Annotated in this window: 6 protein-coding genes; all 6 read right to left on the minus strand. The window is 52.0% G+C overall.

All coding sequences use genetic code 11. From position 1 onward, the window contains the following. Nucleotides 1-150: 150 nt before the first annotated feature. The 6 genes from ACJ8MK_RS25935 to ACJ8MK_RS25960 all read right to left on the minus strand — a co-directional run bounded on the left by ACJ8MK_RS25935 (nucleotide 151) and on the right by ACJ8MK_RS25960 (nucleotide 2,098). On the minus strand, nucleotides 151-564 hold the full coding sequence (locus tag ACJ8MK_RS25935; protein WP_004182074.1) for a helix-turn-helix domain-containing protein: 414 nt from the start codon (nucleotides 562-564) through the stop codon (nucleotides 151-153). Continuing rightward, entirely contained in the window at nucleotides 565-843 is a 279-nt protein-coding gene (locus tag ACJ8MK_RS25940; protein WP_004152721.1) for a helix-turn-helix domain-containing protein, read from the minus strand. Beyond that, nucleotides 833-1,153 carry a type II toxin-antitoxin system RelE/ParE family toxin gene (locus ACJ8MK_RS25945; protein ID WP_004152720.1) on the minus strand — a complete coding sequence of 107 codons (321 nt, stop codon included), beginning with the start codon at nucleotides 1,151-1,153 and terminating at the stop codon, nucleotides 833-835. The genes ACJ8MK_RS25940 and ACJ8MK_RS25945 overlap by 11 nt, the downstream gene beginning before the upstream one ends. 80 nt (nucleotides 1,154-1,233) lie before the next feature. Then, on the minus strand, nucleotides 1,234-1,458 hold the full coding sequence (locus ACJ8MK_RS25950) for a hypothetical protein (protein WP_020325128.1): 225 nt from the start codon (nucleotides 1,456-1,458) through the stop codon (nucleotides 1,234-1,236). Nucleotides 1,459-1,468: 10 nt separating this feature from the next. Then, a complete protein-coding gene (locus ACJ8MK_RS25955; RefSeq protein ID WP_020325129.1) occupies nucleotides 1,469-1,681 on the minus strand; it encodes a hypothetical protein in 213 nt (70 codons plus the stop codon). Between the two features lie 60 nt (nucleotides 1,682-1,741). Further along, a complete protein-coding gene (locus ACJ8MK_RS25960) occupies nucleotides 1,742-2,098 on the minus strand; it encodes a hypothetical protein (RefSeq protein WP_004152717.1) in 357 nt (118 codons plus the stop codon). Between the last annotated feature and the right edge of the window lie 263 nt (nucleotides 2,099-2,361).

Raw genomic sequence — 2,361 nt, forward strand, 5'->3', positions numbered from 1 at the left:
CAAACAGCAGGCAGCAAACAGGGAAGACGCGGAAAGGAAATGCGGGCGGCGCGTCAGCGCGGCCCGGTTTTCCCGGCGCCGCAGGCGCGCGGTCTTTCGAGGCGCGGCCAGACGGGGACCGATGCCCCCTTCGCCTGCTCTGTTCCCGAATCAGTCAACAAACATCGAGACCGGGATTTGAAATCGATTTGCCAGCGCCCGCATGTGATCAAAGGTCAGACTGCGTTCACCACTGAGGATCCGGCTGACGAGCGATTTATTACCTATCTCGTTTTCGAAATCGGACTGAGAAAGCCCGTATTGCTGCATAAGAACCCGCAGCAACGATACACCGTTTTTGCCTGCTTCGAAGCGCGTATTAAATTCTTCAAATTCCACCGCGTTATCTTCCCAGGCATCGATGCGGGCAGTCAGCATATCAACCAGCGGGCTGTCCGGATCATGTTCCAGAAGATATTCAACGAGTTTACGTGCCTCTTCGTAATCTTTGCGGGACGAACTGCCACCCAGCAGAGGGACAATACTCGCCAGGTCATTCACCGCTTTATTGGCATCGCTAATCATTCAAACCTGCTGAATTTTAAAGTTAACACCGCAGGCTCTGGCGTACCGAACCAGCGTCTGAATACTCATTCGCGAAGCGTTCTTCTCCATACGTGAGATAGTAGGCGCTTTGATGCCCATACGTTCTGCAACCTGTGCCGACGTCAAACCCGCTTCTTTTCTCCATGTTGCTAAGGTTTCCCGAAGTAGCTCCGAGGCTTCTTCTGCCTCGAATGCCGCGCTGTACTCATGATCGTTCATTGCTTCGGTATGAACCTGGCTAAGGGTTTTATATTTCATTCTGCATTTCCTCCAGTCTGCGAAGTGCCTGATCTATTTCTGCCGGGGGCGTTTTTGGCGATTTTTTGATAAAGATCCGAAGTAGAAAAATACGTTCACCACTCTGATATACCCAGATTCCGCGGGCGATATCTGCCCCCATTGTACGTATTTCGAAAAGGCCGTTTCCAAGCGGCTTGGTATCTGGCTCGCGTAGCTGGCGAGGGTTTGCTTCCAGCTTCATGAGTAGCCTGGCCATTTTTGCACGAATGGCAGCAGGCAGAGCCGTAAACTCTTTTTCAGCCTCATCATGAAAGATGACTGTGAACATGAATGTAATCTCTAGTCCGTATGTGCACACATTAGCTCAAAAGCTAACTTAGCTCAAGAGCTAAGTTAGCTGGCTTCTCACTACCCGACCTTTACAACTTCAATGCCTAGGATCAGAGCGATGAATTCTGCTTTGTTCTGAAGCAACCAGGTGCGTGCTTCGAGTGCCTGAGCTTTGCTGATATCGATATCAAACTGATTAAGCGCTGCAGCATCGGCGTGTCCAAGTGTAATACCGCGCCACTGCATCCCTGCAAAATAGGCGTTCCCTGCCCCCTGCTGGATTTTTCCTTTCACGTGTTCCATTGCCCAGACCTCATTTCACACCCAGACGGCGGAACATATCGGCGATGATATTCCGGCGCGTATATGAAGCACCTGCTGCTTTCAGATCGGCCAGCACGTTATAGGCGTAACTGGCATCCTTTCCATGAAAAGCGATCACCTTTTCCGCTTTTGGTTCAAAACAGGATGGGGAATTTTCCCGGAAGAAAGCCTCTGATGAGTGTTGATAGCCGTATACTTTCATTTTGCGTTACCTCTGGTCTTTAAGGGATGGCAGCGATACGCCGCCATCCGTGTTTATTTCTCAGCAGTCGTTTGCCGCCAGTTCACTCATCAGTACATCCCGTGCTTCCAGCGCGCGTTCCTCTTCGGCTAGCGTCAGCAGATAGCCGCGCTTTGCCGCAGCGCCCATTAACACCGGACGGTCTTTCAACGGCAGCGCATCCAGATAATCCAGCGCACCACCCAGCAGATGGGCCTGATACAGCTCGTAATGCATCCCGCAGCTCCGACCAGCCTTTTTCTCGATACGTTCAAGCACTACATCGGCGCGGATAACATCGAACGGGTTTCGGGAATGAATGTTGCGCACAAAACCGTCAGTCCGGAGGGTTGTGCTTTCTTTGGTGGAGGGTTTTTCGTTGACGTTTTGTGTGCTCATCCAGCTTTCTCCTTTGTCTGTTTTTCTGCCTTTTAAAACCATCACCCGTTGAGTTGCCGGGGCCGCGGTTTTGACTTTGTGCGGGGACCTGCTGAACCTGCCCCCTGGATATAACCTTCACCCGTTTGAGAGCCGTTCGCCGCGAGGGCGTAAACGAGCACGGCCCGGTGCAGATGTCCGGGGGTGAGCGGGAAATTTTTTTCGGTCTAATGAAGCGCAGCGGAATGGCCGGGAAAAATTTATTGCGAAAGGCTCTGCCGTCC

The organism is Serratia sp. CY38905 (assembly GCF_052168875.1).
GTDB lineage: Bacteria > Pseudomonadota > Gammaproteobacteria > Enterobacterales > Enterobacteriaceae > Serratia > Serratia sarumanii.

Excerpts from the sequence above, each read along its gene's own strand:
- ACJ8MK_RS25935 (WP_004182074.1), bottom strand. The coding sequence starts at position 564 with ATGATTAGCGATGCCAATAAAGCGGTGAATGACCTGGCGAGTATTGTC.
- ACJ8MK_RS25940 (WP_004152721.1), bottom strand. The coding sequence starts at position 843 with ATGAAATATAAAACCCTTAGCCAGGTTCATACCGAAGCAATGAACGAT.
- ACJ8MK_RS25945 (WP_004152720.1), bottom strand. The coding sequence starts at position 1,153 with ATGTTCACAGTCATCTTTCATGATGAGGCTGAAAAAGAGTTTACGGCT.
- ACJ8MK_RS25950 (WP_020325128.1), bottom strand. The coding sequence starts at position 1,458 with ATGGAACACGTGAAAGGAAAAATCCAGCAGGGGGCAGGGAACGCCTAT.
- ACJ8MK_RS25955 (WP_020325129.1), bottom strand. The coding sequence starts at position 1,681 with ATGAAAGTATACGGCTATCAACACTCATCAGAGGCTTTCTTCCGGGAA.
- ACJ8MK_RS25960 (WP_004152717.1), bottom strand. The coding sequence starts at position 2,098 with ATGAGCACACAAAACGTCAACGAAAAACCCTCCACCAAAGAAAGCACA.